The 20876-nt window shown below is 54.6% G+C and carries 28 protein-coding genes; 13 read left to right on the top strand and 15 right to left on the bottom strand.

The genetic code is table 11. The features are described from left to right. Positions 1-134: 134 nt before the first annotated feature. Positions 135-788, top strand: coding sequence for an isoprenoid biosynthesis glyoxalase ElbB (elbB, locus tag HP459_RS02590; RefSeq protein WP_038416794.1), 654 nt, complete (start codon positions 135-137; stop codon positions 786-788). Further along, positions 785-1510 (top strand): monofunctional biosynthetic peptidoglycan transglycosylase, encoded by a 726-nt coding sequence (gene mtgA / locus HP459_RS02585; protein ID WP_171935898.1) that lies wholly within the window; start codon positions 785-787, stop codon positions 1508-1510. The genes elbB and mtgA overlap by 4 nt, the downstream gene beginning before the upstream one ends. Before the next feature lie 39 nt (positions 1511-1549). On the opposite strand, the gene npr is transcribed toward mtgA, so the two are convergent. The 11 genes from npr to HP459_RS02530 all read right to left on the bottom strand — a co-directional run bounded on the left by npr (position 1550) and on the right by HP459_RS02530 (position 9469). Continuing rightward, positions 1550-1822: a PTS phosphocarrier protein NPr gene (gene npr, locus HP459_RS02580; protein ID WP_003861872.1), complete on the bottom strand. Its 273-nt coding sequence runs from the start codon at positions 1820-1822 to the stop codon at positions 1550-1552. Further along, on the bottom strand, positions 1819-2673 hold the full coding sequence (gene rapZ, locus HP459_RS02575; protein ID WP_003861870.1) for an RNase adapter RapZ: 855 nt from the start codon (positions 2671-2673) through the stop codon (positions 1819-1821). The genes npr and rapZ overlap by 4 nt, the downstream gene beginning before the upstream one ends. Positions 2674-2718: 45 nt before the next feature. After that, the gene (gene ptsN, locus HP459_RS02570; protein WP_003861869.1) at positions 2719-3210 is read right to left on the bottom strand and encodes a PTS IIA-like nitrogen regulatory protein PtsN; all 492 of its coding nucleotides are present in this window, start codon (positions 3208-3210) and stop codon (positions 2719-2721) included. 82 nt (positions 3211-3292) lie between these two features. Next, a complete protein-coding gene (gene hpf, locus HP459_RS02565; RefSeq protein WP_014171818.1) occupies positions 3293-3580 on the bottom strand; it encodes a ribosome hibernation promoting factor in 288 nt (95 codons plus the stop codon). A 22-nt stretch (positions 3581-3602) separates the two neighbouring features. Beyond that, complete coding sequence (rpoN, locus tag HP459_RS02560; protein WP_022649530.1) at positions 3603-5036, bottom strand: RNA polymerase factor sigma-54; 1434 nt, start codon at positions 5034-5036, stop codon at positions 3603-3605. 47 nt (positions 5037-5083) lie between these two features. Beyond that, positions 5084-5809 carry an LPS export ABC transporter ATP-binding protein gene (gene lptB / locus HP459_RS02555; protein ID WP_003861862.1) on the bottom strand — a complete coding sequence of 242 codons (726 nt, stop codon included), beginning with the start codon at positions 5807-5809 and terminating at the stop codon, positions 5084-5086. A 6-nt stretch (positions 5810-5815) separates the two neighbouring features. Continuing rightward, positions 5816-6370, bottom strand: coding sequence for a lipopolysaccharide ABC transporter substrate-binding protein LptA (gene lptA / locus HP459_RS02550; protein ID WP_006812136.1), 555 nt, complete (start codon positions 6368-6370; stop codon positions 5816-5818). After that, a complete protein-coding gene (gene lptC / locus HP459_RS02545) occupies positions 6339-6914 on the bottom strand; it encodes an LPS export ABC transporter periplasmic protein LptC (protein ID WP_022649529.1) in 576 nt (191 codons plus the stop codon). Before lptC ends, lptA begins: the two co-directional genes overlap by 32 nt. Next, on the bottom strand, positions 6911-7477 hold the full coding sequence (gene kdsC, locus HP459_RS02540) for a 3-deoxy-manno-octulosonate-8-phosphatase KdsC (RefSeq protein WP_171935897.1): 567 nt from the start codon (positions 7475-7477) through the stop codon (positions 6911-6913). Before kdsC ends, lptC begins: the two co-directional genes overlap by 4 nt. Before the next feature lie 14 nt (positions 7478-7491). Further along, entirely contained in the window at positions 7492-8478 is a 987-nt protein-coding gene (gene kdsD / locus HP459_RS02535) for an arabinose-5-phosphate isomerase KdsD (RefSeq protein WP_003861853.1), read from the bottom strand. A 13-nt stretch (positions 8479-8491) separates the two neighbouring features. Then, a complete protein-coding gene (locus tag HP459_RS02530) occupies positions 8492-9469 on the bottom strand; it encodes a calcium/sodium antiporter (protein WP_003861852.1) in 978 nt (325 codons plus the stop codon). A gap of 227 nt (positions 9470-9696) precedes the next feature. On the opposite strand from HP459_RS02530, the gene mlaF reads away from it, so the two are divergent. From mlaF to murA, 7 genes are all read left to right on the top strand, one after another. Next, on the top strand, positions 9697-10509 hold the full coding sequence (gene mlaF / locus HP459_RS02525; protein ID WP_022649527.1) for a phospholipid ABC transporter ATP-binding protein MlaF: 813 nt from the start codon (positions 9697-9699) through the stop codon (positions 10507-10509). A 7-nt stretch (positions 10510-10516) separates the two neighbouring features. Beyond that, positions 10517-11299, top strand: coding sequence for a lipid asymmetry maintenance ABC transporter permease subunit MlaE (gene mlaE / locus HP459_RS02520; protein WP_003861848.1), 783 nt, complete (start codon positions 10517-10519; stop codon positions 11297-11299). 4 nt (positions 11300-11303) lie between these two features. Then, a complete protein-coding gene (gene mlaD, locus HP459_RS02515; RefSeq protein ID WP_022649526.1) occupies positions 11304-11852 on the top strand; it encodes an outer membrane lipid asymmetry maintenance protein MlaD in 549 nt (182 codons plus the stop codon). Positions 11853-11870: 18 nt separating this feature from the next. Next, on the top strand, positions 11871-12506 hold the full coding sequence (gene mlaC / locus HP459_RS02510; protein WP_006812130.1) for a phospholipid-binding protein MlaC: 636 nt from the start codon (positions 11871-11873) through the stop codon (positions 12504-12506). Then, positions 12506-12799: a lipid asymmetry maintenance protein MlaB gene (gene mlaB / locus HP459_RS02505; RefSeq protein WP_022649525.1), complete on the top strand. Its 294-nt coding sequence runs from the start codon at positions 12506-12508 to the stop codon at positions 12797-12799. Before mlaC ends, mlaB begins: the two co-directional genes overlap by 1 nt. Positions 12800-12925: 126 nt before the next feature. Beyond that, positions 12926-13180, top strand: coding sequence for a BolA family iron metabolism protein IbaG (gene ibaG, locus HP459_RS02500; protein ID WP_003861840.1), 255 nt, complete (start codon positions 12926-12928; stop codon positions 13178-13180). 50 nt (positions 13181-13230) lie between these two features. Then, positions 13231-14490, top strand: a complete 1260-nt coding sequence (murA, locus tag HP459_RS02495) for a UDP-N-acetylglucosamine 1-carboxyvinyltransferase (protein WP_006812128.1) — start codon at positions 13231-13233, stop codon at positions 14488-14490. A gap of 63 nt (positions 14491-14553) precedes the next feature. Here murA and sfsB read toward each other — a convergent pair whose 3' ends face one another. Beyond that, entirely contained in the window at positions 14554-14841 is a 288-nt protein-coding gene (gene sfsB, locus HP459_RS02490; RefSeq protein ID WP_022649524.1) for a DNA-binding transcriptional regulator SfsB, read from the bottom strand. 229 nt (positions 14842-15070) lie between these two features. Beyond that, a complete protein-coding gene (ispB, locus tag HP459_RS02485; RefSeq protein ID WP_006812126.1) occupies positions 15071-16042 on the bottom strand; it encodes an octaprenyl diphosphate synthase in 972 nt (323 codons plus the stop codon). A 257-nt stretch (positions 16043-16299) separates the two neighbouring features. Between ispB and rplU the strand changes: the two genes are divergently transcribed. The 4 genes from rplU (at position 16300) to cgtA (ending at position 19140) form a co-directional block, all read left to right on the top strand. Continuing rightward, positions 16300-16611, top strand: a complete 312-nt coding sequence (gene rplU, locus HP459_RS02480; protein ID WP_003025032.1) for a 50S ribosomal protein L21 — start codon at positions 16300-16302, stop codon at positions 16609-16611. Positions 16612-16630: 19 nt separating this feature from the next. Beyond that, the gene (gene rpmA, locus HP459_RS02475; RefSeq protein WP_003861831.1) at positions 16631-16888 is read left to right on the top strand and encodes a 50S ribosomal protein L27; all 258 of its coding nucleotides are present in this window, start codon (positions 16631-16633) and stop codon (positions 16886-16888) included. A 95-nt stretch (positions 16889-16983) separates the two neighbouring features. After that, positions 16984-17949, top strand: a complete 966-nt coding sequence (locus HP459_RS02470) for a DMT family transporter (RefSeq protein ID WP_171935896.1) — start codon at positions 16984-16986, stop codon at positions 17947-17949. A gap of 15 nt (positions 17950-17964) precedes the next feature. Then, a complete protein-coding gene (cgtA, locus tag HP459_RS02465) occupies positions 17965-19140 on the top strand; it encodes an Obg family GTPase CgtA (RefSeq protein WP_046620879.1) in 1176 nt (391 codons plus the stop codon). A gap of 33 nt (positions 19141-19173) precedes the next feature. On the opposite strand, the gene pmrB is transcribed toward cgtA, so the two are convergent. Both pmrB and pmrA read right to left on the bottom strand, forming a co-directional pair. After that, positions 19174-20217 (bottom strand): two-component system sensor histidine kinase PmrB, encoded by a 1044-nt coding sequence (gene pmrB / locus HP459_RS02460; protein ID WP_171935895.1) that lies wholly within the window; start codon positions 20215-20217, stop codon positions 19174-19176. Further along, positions 20214-20876 carry a two-component system response regulator PmrA gene (gene pmrA, locus HP459_RS02455; protein ID WP_046620875.1) on the bottom strand — a complete coding sequence of 221 codons (663 nt, stop codon included), beginning with the start codon at positions 20874-20876 and terminating at the stop codon, positions 20214-20216. The genes pmrB and pmrA overlap by 4 nt, the downstream gene beginning before the upstream one ends.

Here is a 20876-nt window from a genome sequence, read left to right as displayed (position 1 = left end):
AAATTAAGGCCGCACGCAGATAAGATAGCAAATCTTAAACAGTTTGTTACATGAATCAGTGAAATGTGTGAAGCATAGCGTTTTAATCAGAATTTTTAATGTGCTTCAGCGAGTTGCATAGAAGGATCGTCAGAATGAAGAAAGTGGGTGTCGTGCTGAGCGGATGTGGCGTTTACGATGGTTCAGAGATACATGAAACCGTATTAACGCTGCTGGCATTATCGCGTCAGGGGGCCGACGTTATCTGCTTCGCTCCGGATAAAACGCAGGCAGACGTGGTTAATCATCTTACCGGCGAGCCAATGGCGGAAAGCCGTAACGTGCTGATTGAAGCGGCACGTATTGTGCGCGGGGATATTCATCCGCTGGTACAGGCCGATGCGGCTGAGCTAGATGCGCTCATCGTGCCGGGCGGCTTTGGCGCGGCGAAAAATCTGAGCACGTTTGCAACGCAAGGCGCGGCGTGTCAGGTCGAGCCCGATTTGAAAGCGCTATCGCTGGCGATGCATGCGGCGGGTAAGCCGCAGGGCTTTATCTGCATTGCGCCAGCCATGCTGCCGAAAATTTTTGATTTCCCGCTGCGGCTCACGATCGGAACCGACATTGATACTGCTGAAATTGTCGAAGATATGGGCGGCGAACACGTGCCATGCCCGGTAGACGACATTGTGGTGGATGAGGACAATAAAATCGTCACCACGCCGGCGTATATGCTGGCGCAGAACATTGCCGAGGCTGCTGCAGGCATTGAAAAGCTGGTGGACAGAGTGCTGGTTCTTACCGAATGAGCCGTAAATTATCCCCTGGCGGGTGGTTAAAACGGATCCTGCTGCGTATTGTGCTGGTCCTGGCCGTTTTTTGGGGCGGAGGCATTGCGCTGTTCAGCATCCTGCCCGTCCCGTTCTCGGCCGTGATGGCAGAGCGGCAGATTAGCGCCTGGCTCTCGGGTGATTTTGGCTATATTGCCCACTCAGACTGGGTCGGCATGGATGAAATCTCCCCGTGGATGGGGCTGGCGGTCATTGCGGCAGAAGATCAGAAATTCCCGGAGCACTGGGGTTTTGACGTGGCGGCTATCGAGAAGGCGCTGGATCATAATGAACGTCATGAAAACCGCGTCCGCGGTGCGTCGACGCTTTCTCAGCAGACGGTAAAAAATCTGTTCTTATGGGACGGTCGCAGCTGGGTGAGAAAAGGGCTGGAGGCCGGGCTGACGCTGGGCGTTGAGACGGTGTGGAGCAAAAAACGCATTTTGACCGTCTACCTGAATATCGCGGAGTTTGGTGACGGCGTGTTTGGCGTCGAATCGGCATCGCAGCGCTATTTTGGCAAGCCCGCCAGCAGGCTGACTATGTCCGAAGCGGCACTGCTTGCCGCCGTGCTGCCGAACCCGCTGCGTTTTAAGGCCAGCGCGCCGTCAGGCTACGTGCGAAGCCGCCAGGCGTGGATTATGCGCCAGATGCGTCAGCTGGGTGGGGAAGGGTTTATGGAGCGAAATAATCTTATGTAAAGCGGGTAAGCGCAGCGCTACCCGCCGACGTGGCGAACGTTAATCTTCGTCAAACCCGGCGTTAAACAGGGCAATTACTGCCGCCAGCGCTTCTTCTTCCTGCGGGCCGGTGGCTTCAACTTCAATCTGGCGGCCTTTGGCAGAATCCAGCATCAGCAGCGCAATCACGCTGTTGGCTTCTGCCTCGGTTCCCTCATCGTTGCGCAGCAGCACCTCAGCATCAAAACCCTGCATCAGTTCAAACAGCTTCATCGCCGGGCGCGCATGCATGCCCAGCTTATTGGTGATTTCGACGGTCTGTTTTACGGTCATGTTTTGCGTTTTTCCAGCGTGCGATGACGGGACTGAACGTTCTTCCCGCGTGAGCGGAAGTAATCGGCCAGCTGTTCGGCAATGTAGACCGAACGATGTTTACCGCCGGTACAGCCAATCGCCACCGTCAGGTAGCTACGATTGTTTGTCTCCAGCATAGGTAACCATAGCTCAAGGTAGCTTCGCGTCTGGTAGATAAAATTGTGTACTTCTGTGTGTCGGTCGAGGAACGCCGCCACCGGCTTATCCAGACCGGTCATCGGACGCAGTTTCGGATCCCAGTGTGGGTTCGGCAGGAAACGCACATCAAAAACGTAATCCGCATCGATAGGGATACCGTGCTTAAAGCCGAAGGATTCAAACACCATCGTCAGTTCGCGCTCGCGCTTGCCGAGTAAGCGAGTACGCAGCATTTCCGCCAGCTCGTGGACGGACATTTCTGAAGTGTCGACAATCAGGTCGGCCCGGGAACGCAGCGGCTCAAGCAGATCGCTCTCTTTATCGATGGCGCTTTCCAGCGAAAGATTTTTACTCGAGAGCGGATGCAAACGACGTGTATCGCTGTAACGGCGGATCAGCGTGTTGCGGTCAGCGTCCAGGAACAAGAGCTGAGGCGAGAAGCACTCCGGCAGGCTGTTCATTGCCTGCTCGAAGATTTCCGGCGATTCCGGCATGTTACGCACGTCAATACTGACGGCGGCAGAGATTTGCCTGTCCGCCAGCGTCCGCGCCAGATCGGGTAACAGCACTACCGGCAGGTTATCTACGCAGTAAAATCCCATGTCTTCCAGCGCGCGCAGGGCCACGGACTTCCCGGACCCCGAACGACCGCTGACGATCATCAGCACCATGTTCCGTTTCTCCTCAGGGCAGCCGTTCTGAAGGCCCTTTCCCGATTATGCCTCATCCTGATTGCCTTCTGCTTCAGTGATAATTTGATAAAGCTCTTCATCACTTTGAGCTGAGCGCAGTCGACGACAAATGGTTTTATCCGCCAGACGTTTGGCAACCAGCGACAGCGTGTGCAGGTGGGTTTTGGTCTGATCGGCAGGAACCAGCAGCGCGAAGAGCAGATCCACAGGCTGGTTATCGATGGCGTCAAAAGCGATAGGCGTTTCCAGTTGCACAAACACCCCCACGGCACGCAGCGTATCTTCTTCCAGCTTGCCATGCGGGATCGCAATGCCATTGCCGATGCCGGTACTGCCCATTTTTTCACGGGTCAGAATGGCTTCAAACACGATCTGCGGCGGCAGACCCAGCTGTTTTGCGGCCAGCTCACTGATGATTTCCAGCGCACGTTTTTTGCTCTGGCAGTGAACGCCACTGCGGGTACAATCCTGGTTAAGGACATTGCTCAGTTGAAGAGCGGAATCGTTGTTTATCATAATTTCACCTAAGCGCTAACTGTACAAATGGCCTGTTGTGTTTCACAACAGGCCGTCCTGCACCCGTTAACTGCCCGGACAATTAGTGTTGTTTCAGTTTATCTTTATGTTTATTGAGCTGTCTCGCAAGCTTATCAATCAAGCCGTCGATAGCCGCGTACATGTCTTGCCCTTCCGCACTGGCATGAAGTTCCCCTCCGTTGACGTGCAGGGTCGCATCCGAGATATGCGTCACTTTCTCCACTTTCAACACAACATAGACCTGGTTGATCCTCTCGAAATACTGCTCGAGTTTCGCGAACTTAGCGTTTACAAAATCGCGTAAAGCCTCAGTAATTTCGACGTTATGTCCGGTGATATTGAGCTGCATAGTGTCTTCCTTATCGGTTGTGTCAAACCAGTTGTTTACGCTGGTTAGACGGCGGAATGGATAAAGACTCTCGATACTTCGCGACAGTACGGCGTGCCACCATAATACCCTGATCGGACAGCATGGTGGTTAACTTACTGTCACTGAGTGGCTTCGCGGGGTTCTCCGCGGCGATCAACTTCTTCACCAGTGCGCGAATAGCTGTTGACGAGGCTTCGCCGCCGCCTTCGGTGTTCACGTGGCTGGAGAAGAAATACTTAAGCTCAAAAATACCGCGTGGGCTGTGCAGATACTTCTGCGTGGTCACGCGGGAAATGGTTGATTCATGCATCTCGACGGCCTGGGCGATGTCCGCCAGCACCATCGGTTTCATAAACTCTTCGCCCTGCTCAAAGAATGCCTGCTGCTGTTCGACAATACAGCGGCTGACGCGCAGCAGCGTGTCATTACGGCTTTCCAGACTCTTAATCAACCAGCGTGCTTCCTGAAGGTTGCTGCGAATGTATTGATTATCAGCGTCGTTACGGGCGCTGGTGCACATGGAGGCGTATTGCTGGTTGATTTGCAGGCGAGGAATGCTGTCGGCGTTCAGTTCAACGACCCAGCGGCCATTGTGTTTTCTCACCAGCACATCAGGAATAACGTATTCCGGTTCGCTGGTCTGGATAGATTGCCCCGGACGCGGATCGAGTGACTGGATCAGATTCACCGCTTCCTTCAGCACCTCTTCTTTGAGGCGCGTGACGCGCATCAGGGTGCGGAAGTCGTGATTTGCCAGCAAATCCAGATGCTCGCTGATGATGAGCCGGGCTTCATCAATCCACGGTGTCTCTTTGGCAAACTGCGAAAGCTGGATCAGAAGGCAGTCGCGCAGATCTTTCGCGGCGACGCCAATCGGGTCGAAACGCTGAACGCGTTTCAGGACGGCTTCGATCTCTTCCAGTTCAATCTCGTCATCGCCGATGCTTTCCAGAATCTCGTCCAGCGTCACGGTCAAATAGCCCGTGTCGTCAACGGCATCGACAATCGAGGTGGCAATGGCGCGATCGGTATCAGAGAAAGGCGTCAGCTCAACCTGCCACATCAGGTAGTCCTGAAGCGACTGGGTAGTTTCGCCCTGGTAGACCGGGAGTTCATCGTCCTGGTAATCTGCACGCGTCCCGGAAGGGGTACCCGCGGTGTAGATTTCATCCCAGCTGGCATCCAGCGGCAGTTCCTCCGGCATCTCTTTCTGTTCGAGCGCATCTACGGAGTCGAGCGTTTCTGTGTCCTGCGTCTGCTGAGCGTCTACCTCGTCATGAAGATCGGTTTGCTCCAGCAGCGGATTGCTGTCCAGCGCCTGCTGGAGCTCCTGCTGGAGTTCTAACGTGGACAGCTGCAACAGACGGATTGCCTGTTGTAGCTGCGGCGTCATGGCCAGTTGCTGGCTGAGCCGTAATTGCAAACCTTGCTTCATGTTCAGAGCGTTTTTCTCCGGTTCGGCGTGACTTAACCTCTACCCTATCAGAGTCTGAAGTCTTCCCCAAGGTACACGCGCTTAACATGCTCATCTTCGAGGATTTGCTGCGGCGTACCGTGGGCAATCAGATGGCCCTGGCTCACTATGTAGGCGCGCTCACACACGGCCAGCGTTTCGCGAACGTTGTGGTCCGTGATCAGTACGCCAAGCCCGCTGTCGCGCAGGTGCTCAATAATACGTTTGATATCGATAACGGAGATGGGGTCAACGCCCGCAAACGGTTCATCCAGCAGGATAAATTTCGGGTTTGCTGCCAGCGCGCGCGCAATCTCAACGCGGCGGCGTTCACCACCGGACAGCGCCTGACCGAGGCTGTCACGCAGATGTTCGATATGAAACTCTTCCATCAGCTCGTTCGCACGGTCAGTGCGCTGCTCGCTGGTCAGATCGTCACGGATCTGAAGCACGGCCATCAGGTTGTCGAACACGCTTAAGCGGCGGAAGATGGAGGCTTCCTGCGGCAGATAGCCGATTCCACGACGCGCGCGGGCATGCAGTGGCAGCAGGCTGATATCTTCATCATCGATGATGATGTTGCCGGCGTCACGCGGGACGATGCCCACCACCATGTAGAAGGTCGTGGTTTTACCCGCCCCGTTAGGGCCAAGCAAACCCACGATTTCGCCGGAGTTGACGGTCAGACTGACATCTTCGACGACGCGGCGGCCCTTATACGCTTTCGCGAGGTTTTTTGCAGTTAAAGTTGCCATAACGAATTAGTTACTCTTTTTCTGTGCCGGAGCCTGGCCGTTGTTCTTGTCCTGCAATTGCGAAGGCACAAGAACGGTCGTGACGCGTTTGCCTTTTTCACTGGAGGCCTGCATTTTCTGCTCTTTCACCAGATAAGTGATCTTGTCGCCTTTGATATTGCTGTCCAGCTGTTCCAGGTAAGCATTACCGGTCAGGATGACCAGATCCTTCGCCAGTTCATAGTGCATATGCGAGGCATGGCCTTTCACCGGCTTGCCGTTGTCCTGCATCTGGTAGAAGGTGGCCGGGTTGCCATAACCATCGATAATCTCTTTGCCCTGCTCGCCGCCCGGTCGGGTAACGACCACTTTGTCGGCGTTGATTTTGATGGTGCCCTGGGTCATGACCACGTTGCCGGTAAAGGTGACGACGTTACCCTGCATATCCAGAGACTGGGTATCGGATTCAATATGAATCGGCTGTTCGGTGTCGCCAGTCACAGCAAGCGCGGGAAGACTGGCCGCCAGCAGCGCGCTGGCGATAACAACTTTAAGGCTGAGTTTGTTTGTTTTGAATTTCATAGGAGGTTCTAACCTTTTCAATCAGCTCGGCGTTTTTGCTGCGTAAGTTCCCGCGCATTCTTAAACCGCTGGAATTAAATGTTGTGCCATACAGGGTGACTAAATCCTGCGACGTGACATCCTGGGTGACCAGGTTGATCTGGGCGTTATCCGTCGTAATTTTTCGCAGTTGCGCGTCAGCAGTCAGGGCGTTGACTTCAACGTGACCATACAGGTAAAGCATACGGTCATTTGTCAGTTTTGCCCGGTCAGACTTGATAGACCACGTCGGCACTTTGTCCGTATCAAAGGTGGTCATGACCGGTTGGGTAAACCACGAAGTACCGTCATCTGAAAAATATTCTACATGCTGAGCAACGAGGCGATAGTTCAGCGCGCCTTCCGGGCTATAGACCACGGTGTCGCTGTGATCGCTTTTATAGGTCGGGTCGCTCGTGTTAACCACTTCCGCTTGCGTATCTTCGCGGTCGGCGAGGTTTACGCCAATCAGTACCAGGGCGACAAGCGCAAGCAGAATGATAACCCAACGTCTGGTTTTACTCATATCGATTGCCCTTTCGCCTCATCAAGCTTGCCCTGCGCCAGCAGAAGCAGATCGCAGACTTCACGGACGGCGCCGCGGCCACCGTGAATATGGGTAACATAATCAGCACGCGGGATCAGCAGCGGGTGCGCGTCAGCCACGGCGATGCTCAGACCCACCTCCGCCATGACTGGCCAGTCGATCAAATCATCCCCGACGTATGCCACATTCTCTGGTGCAATGGCCAGTTTTCCCAACAGATCCCGGAAGGCTACCATCTTATCAGACTGCCCCTGATAGAGATGGGTAATGCCCAGCGTTCCACACCGATCTTCTACCAGTTTAGCTTTCCGCCCGGTGATGATTGCAACTTCAATACCGGACGTGAGCGCACAGCGGATACCGTAACCGTCGCGAACGTTAAAGGCTTTCAGCTCTTCGCCGTTATTGCCCATATAAATCAGACCGTCGGAGAGCACACCATCCACATCGAGGATCAGCAGGCGGATATTTTCCGCCTTTGCCATCATGTGGGCGCTCACCGGGCCATAACAGGTTGCAAGGGATGCACCCGCATTACTCATTGTCTTATCCTTCATTACACTACGCCAGCGCGCAGCAGATCATGCATATGTACCACACCCAGCAGTTGGTCGCCATCGGCAACCATCACTGAGGTAATATGACGGGACTGCATCAGGTTCAGTACATCTACCGCCAGCGTGCCCGGACGGACGCGGATCCCGCCTGGTGTCATTACATCAGCGATGCCCAGCGTTCGGACATCCACACCCATATCGAATACCCGGCGCAGGTCGCCGTCGGTGAAAATGCCCTGAATTTTCATCAGATCGTCGCAGATAACCGTCATGCCCAGGTTTTTACGGGTGATCTCCAGTAACGCGTCGCGCAAAGAGGCCTCTTTGCTGACGTGCGGGATCTCATCCCCGGTGTGCATAATATCGTTGACCCGCAGCAGCAGTTTGCGCCCGAGCGCGCCGCCGGGGTGAGACAGAGCGAAATCTTCAGGCGTAAAACCGCGGGCTTCCAGCAGCGCAACGGCAAGGGCATCGCCCATCACCAGCGCGGCGGTTGTGCTGGAGGTCGGCGCCAGCCCCAGCGGACAGGCTTCTTTCGGCACCTTCACGCACAGGTGAATATCTGCCGCACGCGCCATGCTGCTTTCCGGGCGGCTGGTCATGCAAATCAGCGGTACGTGCAGACGCTTCAGCACCGGGATCAACGCCAGGATTTCATTCGATTCCCCGGAGTTGGACAGCGCAATAACCACGTCCTGCGGCGTAACCATGCCGAGGTCACCGTGCGCGGCTTCACCGGGATGAACGAAGAATGACGACGTGCCGGTACTGGCAAAGGTCGCCGCCATTTTGCGCCCGATATGGCCGGATTTGCCCATCCCCATCACCACGACTTTACCGGCGCAGTAGAACATCTTCTCACAGGCCAGACTAAAATCCTGATTAATGTACTGATCTAACTGCGCCAGACCTTCACGTTCAATCTCCAGAACGTCTTTGCCTGCTTTCTGAAAGTCAAAACCCGGCTGCAATTCTATTTGCGACATAATGCGTTTCCGTTTACCCAGAGAGAAGTGGCGAGAGCCAGTACAGCATCGCCAGCCATACGATAAATCCACCCGTCAGCAGCGCACCCGCGCCTTTGCCGATCTGCTCTTTTCGCCGCCAGCAGAGCAGGGCGAAAATTACGCTGACCAGTAGCATCACACCGTAATCGCGCGTGAAGACCATAGGGTTAAACGGCCCCGGTGAGATTAATGCCGGCAGCCCCGTCACGATCGCGATATTGAAAATATTCGAGCCAATGATATTGCCGATGGCGATATCATCTTCCCCTTTACGCGCCCCGGCGATGGCGGTAGCCAGCTCTGGCAGGCTGGTGCCGATGGCGATGACCGTCAGACCGATTGTCAGTTCGCTCATCGCAAACGCGTTCGCCAGCACCGTCGCGTTATCGACCACCATCCGCGTGGCCATTGGCATTATAATCAGCGCGACGCCCAGCCACAGCAGGGCGACGGGTAAGGTCCCTTCCCGTGGTAGTTCGGCGAGATGCTCACGCGTGAGGCTATCATTACCCTGTTTTTCCGCCAGACGTGCGATCTTCACGCTGTAAAGCAACCAGATCACGGCCAGGGCGAGCAGGAATATACCGTCACCGACGCTCAGCACCCCGTCATAAAGCACATAGCCTGCCAGCAGACTGACGACTAACATTAGCGGCAATTCACGACGCAAAACATCGGAATGTACGCGAAATGGATGCAGTAATGCGGCTAAGCCTAAAATCAGCAAGATATTGACGATGTTAGAGCCAATCGCAGTGCCAATAGCGAGGTCGACCTGGCCATGCAACGAGGCTGAAACAGAAACGATGATTTCAGGAAGCGATGTGCCTACACTGACCACCGTCATCCCAATAATGATGGGCGGCATGCCAATGAGTCGACAGAGAATGGATGCGGCAAAGACCAAACGGTCAGCACTGTAGACCACCAACAGTAAACCAATTATTAACAGTGCTGTTGCTAAAAGCATCAAAAGTCCTTTCTTCAGGTATACTCGCTGGTCCACTGCGCACGAATTTTAGCGCCAGATGAAGTCTGAGACGTGACGAATTCCTAATTTTGACTTTATGCGCCGGAAAAGTAAAACAAATGCCAGCTTTCGCTAACCCCAATAGTGAATATTCTGTAAAAATGCGGGGTTTAGGGCTGATTTACGCTTCATGCCAGCAGTGAAGCAAGGTAAGTAAGGAACCATAAATGAGCCAAACGATGGCGAATATAGTCGATGTCCGGGGCGTCAGTTTTTCTCGCGGCAACCGGGTGATATTTGATGATATTTCGCTGACCGTGCCGCGCGGTAAAATCACCGCCATCATGGGGCCGTCAGGGATCGGTAAAACGACGTTGCTGCGTCTTATCGGCGGGCAAATCCCCCCTGATAGCGGCGAAATTCTCTTCGACGGTGAAAACGTCCCGGAGATGTCTCGCTCGCGCCTCTACACGGTTCGCAAACGGATGAGCATGCTCTTTCAGTCGGGTGCGCTGTTCACCGATATGAACGTATTTGACAACGTGGCCTATCCGCTGCGTGAGCACACCCATCTTCCTCCTGCGCTGTTGCACAGCACGGTGATGATGAAGCTCGAAGCTGTGGGGTTGCGGGGGGCTGCGAAACTTATGCCGTCCGAACTCTCGGGTGGGATGGCGCGCCGCGCCGCGCTGGCGCGTGCTATTGCCCTGGAACCCGATTTAATCATGTTCGATGAACCGTTCGTCGGGCAGGACCCTATCACCATGGGCGTGCTGGTGAAGTTAATCTCGGAGCTGAACAGCGCCCTTGGCGTCACCTGCGTGGTGGTTTCCCACGACGTGCCGGAAGTGCTGAGCATTGCTGATTATGCCTATATTGTGGCTGACAAAAAGATCGTCGCCCACGGCAGCGCTCAGGCGTTGCAGGAGAATGGCGATCCGCGCGTGCGGCAGTTCCTGGACGGTATCGCAGATGGGCCGGTGCCTTTCCGCTATCCGGCGGGCGACTATCATGACGATTTACTGGGAATAGGGAGTTAATCCACTCATGCTGTTAAATGCGTTGGCGGGTCTTGGACACCGTGGCCTAAAAACCATCAGTACGTTCGGGCGTGCCGGATTAATGTTGTTCAACGCGCTGGTTGGCAAACCGGAGTTCCGCAAGCATGCGCCGTTACTGGTGCGGCAGCTTTATAACGTCGGCGTGCTGTCGATGCTTATCATCATCGTGTCGGGTCTGTTTATTGGCATGGTGCTAGGGTTGCAGGGGTATCTGGTGCTGACAACCTACAGCGCGGAAACCAGCCTTGGCATGCTGGTGGCGCTCTCGCTGCTGCGTGAACTCGGGCCGGTTGTAGCAGCGCTGCTGTTCGCCGGGCGTGCCGGATCAGCGCTGACGGCTGAAATTGGCCTGATGCGCGCCACAGAGCAGCTCTCCAGTATGGAGATGATGGCGGTCGATCCGCTGCGCCGGGTGATCTCGCCGCGCTTCTGGGCCGGGGTTATCTCCTTGCCGTTACTGACTATCCTCTTTGTGGCGGTAGGTATCTGGGGAGGCGCGCTGGTTGGCGTCAACTGGAAAGGCATTGATGCCGGGTTCTTCTGGTCTGCCATGCAGGACGCCATCGATCTGCGGATGGATCTGGTGAACTGTCTGATCAAGAGCGTGGTTTTCGCTGTGACGGTTACCTGGATTGCGTTGTTTAATGGTTACGATGCCATTCCGACGTCGGCGGGCATTAGCCGTGCAACGACGCGTACTGTCGTACATTCGTCGCTGGCCGTTTTAGGTCTGGATTTTGTGCTCACCGCACTGATGTTTGGGAATTGAGTTCATGCAAACGAGAAAAAATGAAATTTGGGTTGGCGTGTTTTTGCTTCTGGCGCTGCTGGCCGCGCTGTTTATCTGCCTGCGCGCGGCGGACATCACCTCTGTTCGCACCGAGCCGACGTATCGCGTCTACGCGACTTTCGATAATATCGGCGGCCTGAAGGCGCGCTCACCGGTCCGTATTGGTGGCGTCGTTATTGGACGTGTCGCTGACATTACGCTTGATGAGAAAACCTATCTGCCGCGCGTCGCAATGGATATCGAAGAACGCTATAACCACATTCCGGACACCAGCTCGCTCTCTATCCGCACCTCTGGCCTGCTGGGGGAGCAATATCTGGCCCTTAACGTTGGTTTTGAAGATCCTGAGCTGGGAACGTCTATCCTTAAAGACGGTAGCGTAATCCAGGATACCAAGTCAGCGATGGTGCTGGAAGATATGATTGGTCAGTTCCTTTACAACAGTAAAGGGGATGATAAAAAGTCTGACGATGCCCCTGCGCAGAGTGAAGACCACACCAACGTCGAACCGACGCCAGGCGCGACGAATTAATTTCAGGAGAAGTCATTCATGTTTAAACGACTGTTAATGGTTGCCATGCTGGTCATTGCCCCTCTAACCGCGGCGCACGCTGCGGATCAGAGTAACCCGTACAAACTGATGGATGAGGCCGCGAAGAAAACCTTCGACCGTCTTAAAAACGAACAGCCCAAAATCCGTTCTAACCCTGATTATCTGCGCGATGTGGTGGATCAGGAGCTGCTGCCGTATGTGCAGATCAAGTACGCGGGCGCACTGGTGCTGGGCCGTTACTACAAAGACGCGACCCCGGCGCAGCGCGAGGCTTACTTTGCGGCGTTCCGTGAATACCTGAAACAGGCTTACGGCCAGGCGCTGGCGATGTACCACGGGCAGACCTATCAGATTGCCCCTGAACAGCCGCTGGGCGATGCCACCATCATTCCTATCCGCGTGACGATTATCGATCCAAACGGTCGTCCACCGGTACGCCTGGACTTCCAGTGGCGTAAAAACAGCCAGACCGGAAACTGGCAGGCGTACGACATGATCGCTGAAGGCGTCAGCATGATCACCACTAAACAGAACGAGTGGAGCGATCTGCTGCGCACCAAAGGCATCGATGGCCTGACGGCTCAGCTTCAGTCCATCTCTCGTCAGAAAATTACCCTGGACGAGAAGAAGTAATGTCACAGCAGCTTAGCTGGGCGCGTGACGGCGAGACGTTGACGCTGACGGGAGAGCTGGATCAGGATCTGCTTAACCCGCTGTGGGACGCTCGCCATAACGCGATGCAGGGCGTGACGTTGATTGATCTCCATGGCGTCACGCGGGTAGATACCGCCGGTATCGCCCTGCTGGCGCACCTGGTGGCCACGGGCAAAAAGCAGGGGAGTAGCGTCACCCTGACGGGGGTAAGCGATAATGTCGTAACCCTTGCACAGCTTTACAATTTGCCTGAAGACGTATTACCTCGCTAACTTTTTCAGTACGTTACTTCCGAAAGCCCCGACAGTTTACGCGTCGGGGCTTTTTGCTTGTTTAAGACCGCGCCACTTTGCTCTAAGATGTTGAGCTTGTTTTCACTATCAGATGATGTAGACCCCATGGAAAATAATGAAATCCAGACAGTGCTGATGAATGCACTCTCCCTTCAGGAAGCCCACGTCTCTGGCGATGGCAGTCACTTCCAGGTTATTGCTGTGGGTGAGATGTTCGACGGAATGAGTCGCGTGAAGAAACAGCAGGCTGTGTACGCGCCGCTGATGGAATACATTGCGGATAACCGCATCCACGCCCTGTCGATTAAAGCGTTCACCCCACAGGAGTGGGCACGCGATCGCAAACTAAACGGTTTTTGAGCTGAGGGCGAAGCGCCCGCAGCACGGTTGAATTTATAAGAGAGCAAACGATGGATAAATTTCGTGTACAGGGACCCACGCGTCTCCAGGGCGAAGTCACAATTTCTGGCGCTAAAAACGCCGCGCTGCCCATTCTTTTCGCTGCGCTGCTCGCAGAAGAGCCGGTAGAGATCCAGAACGTACCGAAGCTGAAAGATATCGACACGACCATGAAGTTGCTCGGCCAGTTGGGCACCAAAGTGGAGCGTAACGGTTCCGTCTGGATCGATGCCAGCAACGTGAACAACTTCTCAGCGCCGTATGAGCTGGTGAAAACCATGCGTGCTTCCATCTGGGCGCTTGGCCCGCTGGTTGCGCGTTTCGGTCAGGGACAGGTTTCACTGCCGGGCGGATGCGCTATCGGCGCCCGTCCAGTCGACCTGCATATCTTCGGTCTGGAAAAGCTGGGCGCGGAGATCAAGCTGGAAGAGGGGTACGTTAAAGCGTCCGTCAATGGTCGCCTGAAAGGCGCGCACATTGTCATGGACAAAGTGAGCGTGGGCGCAACGGTAACCATCATGTCGGCTGCTACGCTGGCAGAAGGCACTACCATCATCGAAAACGCCGCCCGAGAGCCGGAAATCGTGGATACCGCGAACTTCCTGGTCGCGCTGGGGGCGAAGATCAGCGGGCAGGGCACAGACCGTATCACCATCGAAGGCGTTGAACGTCTGGGTGGTGGTGTGTACCGCGTACTGCCAGACCGTATCGAAACCGGTACTTTCCTGGTAGCGGCTGCCATTTCTGGCGGTAAGATTGTTTGTCGTAACGCACAACCGGATACCCTGGATGCGGTGCTGGCGAAACTGCGCGATGCGGGTGCGGACATTGAAATTGGTGAAGACTGGATCAGCCTCGATATGCACGGGCAGCGTCCTAAAGCCGTTAACGTGCGCACTGCGCCACATCCGGCATTCCCGACGGATATGCAGGCACAGTTCACCCTGTTGAACCTGGTGGCCGAAGGCACAGGCTTCATCACGGAAACTATCTTCGAAAACCGTTTCATGCACGTACCTGAACTGATCCGTATGGGTGCGCATGCTGAGATTGAAAGCAACACGGTCATTTGCCACGGCGTTGAAAAACTGTCCGGTGCGCAGGTGATGGCGACCGATCTGCGCGCGTCTGCGAGCCTCGTACTGGCAGGTTGTATTGCGGAAGGGACTACCGTTGTCGATCGTATCTACCACATCGATCGTGGTTACGAGCGTATTGAAGACAAACTGCGCGCGCTGGGTGCGAATATCGAGCGTGTGAAGGGCGAGTAATCGTTCCGGCACCCCCCTGCCAGAACAGGCCGGGGGATTGCTGTTCCTGTAAATCCGGGTGCATCAGTCCTGATGTGCTTTCTTCGCTTTGCTCTGGCGCATCATGCGCGTTCTGTCGATAAATTCATGGGTAATGGGATCGTGATAGCGTGACGGCCATATCACCCACGGATGCGTATCCAGCGCCGTCGCAATAATCAGTTCCCCCTTCGGCCATGGGCGGGTCAGGGCGTTTGCCAGCGTCGACGAGCTCAGCCCATGACGACGTGATTCGGCAGCCAGCGATGTCCCTTTTTTACGCAGTGCCGCAATAATGTCAGCAGAATGCCAGTCGATGAATTTTGTATCCATAATGCTGTCCTTGTATTCGTTATCGTCCACGTCGTTTCGTGTGAAAAGACAGCATTACTATACTCACTTCGAACATCTGTTCTAAAAAGTTCATGTTACGAGAAGCAATATTCAGAATAAGGCACGGCTTTATACATACGGCCTGTAACCTGATGAGCTTACGCGTAAATGTAATTTATTGGTGCGTACTGGAACCTCCCTACGAGATCGCAGGGAGATGAGGAGGGGATTAACGGTCGCGCTGGACGGCGATGTGCGCGAGGCCGATTAGCGCATCACGCCATGGGCTGTCGGGAATGACCTGAATTGCGGCGATGGCTTTGTCTGCTTCTTCTTCAGCACGCTGACGCGTCCATTCAAGGGAACCACAGATGGCCATTGTTTCCAGTACCGGTTCCAGAAGATGGCGACCATTTCCCTGCTCGATAGCCTCCCGGATCATTTTCGCCTGCTCTGGTGTGCCATTGCGCATCGCGTGGAGCAGCGGCAGCGTTGGCTTGCCTTCGTTCAGGTCATCGCCAACGTTTTTACCGAGCGTTTCGCCATCCGCGCTGTAGTCCAGCAAATCATCAATCAGCTGGAACGCGGTGCCGAGGTAACGGCCGTAGTCCTGAAGCCCTTTTTCCTGAGCTTCGCTACAGCCTGCCAGAATGCCGGAGCACTGCGCGGCGGCTTCAAACAGACGTGCGGTCTTGCTGTAAATTACCCGCATATAGTTTTCTTCGGTGATGTCCGGGTCGTTGACGTTCATCAACTGTAGGACTTCGCCTTCAGCGATAACGTTTACGGCTTCTGACATCACTTCCAGCACCTTCAGCGAGCCAAGGCTGGTCATCATCTGGAAGGCTCGGGTATAGATAAAATCCCCTACCAGAACGCTTGCCGCATTACCAAACGCGGCATTGGCGGTGGCTTTGCCACGACGCATGTCTGATTCATCCACAACATCGTCATGAAGCAGGGTGGCGGTGTGGATAAATTCGATCAGCGCCGCGATCGTGACGTGGGCATTTCCTTGATAGCCAACCGCGCGTGCGGCCAGAATGGCAATCATCGGACGAATACGTTTACCGCCGCCGCTGACGATGTAATAGCCCAACTGATTGATCAGCTGAACGTCAGAGTTGAGTTGCTCCAGGATTGCTGCATTCACACCCGCCATATCTTGCGCGGTTAACTCATTGATTTTTTCTAAATTCATCGCAAAAGCCGGGCTTTTTATCCTGTTTATCCCACACGAGATGGGTACACAAAGGGTTTCGGTTTATAAATAGTATTGCTGATTGTACTGAAAAAATGGCTCAGATAAACGTTACCGTACGTGTTGTGTTTTTTTTCTTCATGTATTGATGGTAGCACTTGTCAAAGGCTCGCGTTTTGCGTAATATTCGCGCCCTATTGTGAATATTTATAGCGCACTCTGAATCATACGAGGATGTGCGCGGAAGCGGAGTTTATATGTACGCGGTTTTCCAAAGTGGTGGTAAACAACACCGAGTAAGCGAAGGTCAGACCGTTCGCCTGGAAAAGCTGGACATCGCAACTGGCGAATCTGTTGAGTTCGCTGAAGTTCTGATGATCGCAAACGGTGAAGAAGTCAAAATCGGCGTTCCTTTCGTTGATGGCGGCGTTATCAAAGCTGAAGTTGTTGCTCACGGTCGTGGCGAGAAAGTTAAAATCGTTAAGTTTCGTCGTCGTAAACACTATCGTAAGCAGCAGGGCCACCGTCAGTGGTTCACTGATGTGAAAATTACTGGCATCAGCGCCTAAGACCTGAGGAGAGATTTAAATGGCACATAAAAAGGCTGGCGGCTCCACACGTAACGGTCGCGATTCAGAAGCTAAACGCCTGGGCGTTAAGCGTTTCGGTGGCGAATCCGTTCTGGCGGGTAGCATCATCGTTCGTCAGCGTGGCACCAAGTTCCACGCGGGTACCAACGTAGGTTGCGGTCGTGACCACACTCTGTTTGCTAAAGCAGACGGTAAAGTGAAATTTGAAGTTAAAGGCCCGAACAACCGTAAATACATCAGCATCGTTGCTGAGTAAGGTTTTCTCGGTCCGGTAACGGATTAAAGCCCCGCAACGTGTTGCGGGGCTTTTTACATTGGAAACCCGGAAAATTTTCTGTAGGGAAAACGGGCATGAAGCAGCAGGCCGGCATTGGTATTCTTTTGGCGCTCACTACCGCGATGTGCTGGGGTGCACTGCCAATTGCAATGAAGCAGGTACTGGAAGTGATGGAACCGCCCACGGTGGTGTTTTATCGCTTCCTGATGGCAAGTATAGGCCTGGGCGCCATTCTGGCCGTCAAAGGTAAGCTGCCACCGCTGCGCATCTTCCGAAAACCGCGCTGGCTGGTGTTACTGGCTATCGCGACGAGCGGTCTGTTCGGTAACTTCATTCTGTTCAGCTCTTCCCTGCAATATCTTAGCCCTACAGCGTCGCAGGTGATTGGTCAGCTATCACCGGTCGGCATGATGGTCGCCAGCGTATTCATCCTCAAGGAGAAGATGCGCGGTACGCAGATCATCGGGGCAAGCATGTTGCTTTGCGGTCTGGTGATGTTCTTTAACACCAGTCTGATCGAGATTTTTACCCGCCTGACGGATTACACCTGGGGTGTCATTTTTGGGGTGGGTGCAGCAACGGTCTGGGTGAGTTATGGCGTCGCGCAAAAGGTGTTATTGCGTCGTCTTGCCTCACAGCAGATCCTCTTTTTGCTGTACACTTTGTGTACACTGGCATTATTGCCGTTAGCTAAGCCGGGGGTGATTACCCAGCTCAGCGACTGGCAACTGGCGTGCCTCATTTTTTGTGGGCTGAACACGCTGGTCGGTTATGGCGCGCTGGCTGAAGCCATGGCGCGCTGGCAGGCAGCACAGGTGAGCGCCTTAATCACGCTTACCCCGCTGTTTACGCTGTTATTTTCAGATTTGTTATCAATGGCCTGGCCCGATGTCTTCGTCAAGCCGATGCTCAACCTGTTGGGTTATCTCGGTGCGTTTGTCGTGGTTGCGGGCGCGATGTATTCCGCCATTGGTCATCGTCTCTGGGGGCGTTGGCGCAAAAATGAAGCGGTTGTAATAGTCCCCCGCTCAGGCGAATGAGTTACGGAGAGTAAAATGAAGTTTGTTGATGAAGCGACGATTCTGGTCGTGGCAGGTGATGGCGGTAACGGTTGTGTAAGCTTCCGCCGTGAAAAATATATTCCACGTGGCGGTCCTGACGGCGGTGACGGTGGGGACGGTGGCGACGTGTGGCTGGAGGCGGATGAAAACCTCAACACGCTGATCGACTACCGTTTCGAAAAATCTTTCCGCGCCGAACGTGGGCAGAATGGCCAGAGCCGCGACTGTACCGGTAAACGCGGTAAAGACGTGACGATCAAAGTGCCGGTAGGTACGCGTGTCATCGATCAGGGCACGGGCGAAACCATGGGTGATATGACCAAACACGGTCAGCGCCTGATGGTGGCGAAAGGCGGCTGGCACGGTCTGGGTAACAGCCGTTTCAAATCTTCCGTTAACCGTACCCCGCGTCAGAAAACCATGGGTACCCCGGGTGATAAGCGCGACCTGCAACTGGAACTGATGCTGCTGGCGGATGTGGGGATGCTGGGTATGCCAAACGCCGGTAAATCGACGTTTATCCGTGCGGTCTCTGCGGCGAAACCAAAAGTGGCAGATTATCCGTTTACGACACTGGTACCGAGCCTGGGCGTTGTCCGTATGGATAACGAGAAGAGCTTCGTGGTCGCTGACATCCCGGGTCTGATTGAAGGGGCAGCAGAAGGCGCCGGTCTGGGGATTCGCTTCCTGAAGCACCTTGAGCGTTGTCGCGTACTGTTGCACCTCATCGACATCGATCCAATCGACGGTTCCGATCCGGTTGAAAACGCCCGTATCATTATCGGTGAGCTGGAGAAATACAGTGAAAAACTGGCGCAAAAACCGCGCTGGCTGGTATTTAACAAGATCGACCTGATGGACAAAGCGGAAGCTGAAGCGAAAGCTAAAGCGATTGCCGAAGCGATGGGTTGGGAAGATAAGTACTACCTGATCTCTGCCGCCAGCCAGGTTGGCGTGAAAGATCTCTGCTGGGATGTGATGACCTTTATCATCGAGAATCCGGTTGTTCAGGCAGAAGAGGCAAAACAGCCTGAAAAAGTTGAATTCATGTGGGATGACTACCACCGCCAGCAGCTCGAAGAGCTGGAAGCGGATGAAGATGATGAAGACTGGGACGATGACTGGGATGAAGACGACGAAGAAGGCGTCGAGTTCATCTACAAGCACTAACCTCAGTATAAAGCCCCTTAACGGGGCTTTTTTTTATCCTATTTTCGCCGGTAACCAACAGCTGGCGATGAGGCCGCCCGCAGCGCCGTTCTCCAGCGTTAAATTGCCATGATGGAGCTGTACGATACGCTGTACGATGCTCAGCCCAAGGCCGCTGCCGCCGTAGCGCTGGTCGAGACGTCGGAAAGGTTCGGTGATCGACTGGCGGTGTGCCTCATCAATACCCGGCCCCTGATCGATAACGCTCACCCGGGTACCGCTCTCCGTCGCTGTTAATGCCACTTCAATGGTTGTGCCTGCCGGGCTGTAGCGGGCGGCATTCTCCAGAAGGTTCCTTAGCATCAGACGTAACAGGACGGCGTCCCCCTGAACCGTCAGCGCGCTGTGGGCCGGCCATATCACCGTATGCTCTTTGGCTTCATGCTCCAGGCTAAGCGGAGCAATGATCGTCTCAGTCCAGTTCACGGTATCGTAATGGCCGCTGGCCATCGCCTGTCCGGCACGCGCCAGCATCAGCAGCTGTTCCACCGTGTGCATCAACTGATCGATCCGGTTTATCAGTGGCGTGGCCTGCGGGGAACCGGACTGAGCCATCAGTTCCAGATGAAGCCTGATCCCCGCAAGCGGCGTACGTAACTCGTGTGCCGCATCGGCGGTAAACAGGCGTTCCTGTTGAATAGTGTGGTCCAGCCGGGCGAGGAGTTGGTTGAGGGACGTGGTTACTGCGCCTATCTCTTCCATATCAGAATACATCGGCAGGGGAGTCAGATTATCCGCCGAACGGTTCGCAAGGCTGACGCGAAGTTTGTTGAGTGGTCGGGTGATCCAGGTGACGGCCCAGAATGAGAAGAACAGGGTAAAACCGACCATCACCAGAGAAGGAACCAGCAGGGAGGCAATGGCTTCGCGGATCTCTTTTTCGACATGCTTGTTGCGCGCTTTCGCAGACAACGTTTCGTTCACCAGAAAACCGATTTGCTCGCGGCTCTCATGCCACAGCCAGACTACGCTAACCAGTTGAAAAAATAGCAGTATAACCGCCAGCAACACCATTAATCGCCGGCGCATACTGTTCATTTCTGGCTCTCCAGACGGTAACCCACGCCACGTACGGTTTTGATGCGATCTTTACCGAGCTTGCGGCGCAGATTATGAATGTGAACTTCAAGCGTGTTTGATCCTGGATCGTCCTGCCAGGAGTAGATGTCCTGTTGCAGCGTTTCACGGTGCACGGTCTGCCCGCTGCGCATGATCAGACGCGTCAGCAGAGCGAACTCTTTTGGGGTCACTTCCACAGGCTGAGACTGGCGCAGCACCTGCTGAGTTTGCAGATTGAGGGTGATATCCCCGTCCGTCAGCATGTTGTCGCTGTGGCCCTGATAGCGGCGGATTAACGCCCGTACGCGAGCCTGTAGCTCGGCAAGGGCGAAGGGTTTTACCAGATAATCGTCAGCGCCAGAATCCAGCCCGTTAATTCTGTCTTCAATGGCATCGCGGGCGGTGAGAATCAATACGGGATTCTCCACTCCGCGACGACGCCACTGGCAGAGCAGCGTCGCGCCGTCTTTATCCGGCAGTCCCAAATCCAGGATCACAAGGCTGTATTCTCCGCTCTGGATCAAGGCATCTGCTTCAGCCGCCGTGGCGGCACAATCCAGGGCGTAGCCCTCATTCCCCAGTGCCAGCGCTAACCCTTCCTGTAATAACAGATCGTCTTCAACTATCAGTAGTTTCAT

This window comes from Enterobacter sp. CM29 (genome assembly GCF_013179605.1).
GTDB lineage: Bacteria > Pseudomonadota > Gammaproteobacteria > Enterobacterales > Enterobacteriaceae > Enterobacter > Enterobacter intestinihominis.
The sequence above is the reverse complement of the archived record's forward strand: the minus strand, read 5'-3'. Positions and strand labels throughout refer to the sequence as shown.